The organism is Ruegeria sp. CG1, from assembly GCF_056537265.1.
The window spans coordinates 1-512 of sequence record NZ_JBQFRF010000034.1 but is presented as its reverse complement, the minus strand read 5'-3'; the positions used below and the strand labels follow the sequence as shown (position 1 = coordinate 512).

General features: G+C 52.1%; 1 pseudogene. It reads right to left on the bottom strand.

What is annotated here, in order from left to right:
• Positions 1 to 475 (bottom strand): annotated as a pseudogene (locus ACR0AU_RS21980) (hypothetical protein); the annotation flags it as partial.
• Positions 476 to 512: the final 37 nt, after the last annotated feature.

Here is a 512-nt window from a genome sequence, read left to right as displayed (position 1 = left end):
CGAAACCGGCCTGCCCCAGAGCGGATTGCATATACTGAACATAGCGATCACCGGGCGACTGGTAGTCATCCGAACCCTGAAAATCCTTGTCACCACTCAGATCCGCGAGCGACGAATAGTAGGGGTGATACAGGTCATATTCCTGAGCGTCGGTCATATGACGGGAAACCAAAGCCTGCATGTCGCCCTGATTAACTGGTTCCCCTGACCTCTCGGCGGCTTCCAGTTCGATCTTCAGTTCTTCGACCAGATCAGCTTGGGCGGTGTGTTCGTCAACACGGCGGTTAGCCTGGTCCTCGATGTCAGCCAGTCGCCCACCGATGGCGGCATTGTCATACCCCAGACTCCGTTGCTCTTTCGTGATGATGTCAATCTGCTCAGAAACACGATCTTCACGCGGGGCGGATTGATCAAATTTGGAATAGGGTGCGAAGTGTTCGACTTCGTTCAAAAGATAGTCTGTACGCGAAACCATAGTTTTTCCTTTTCGAGTTGATGGATAACTCTGTGAT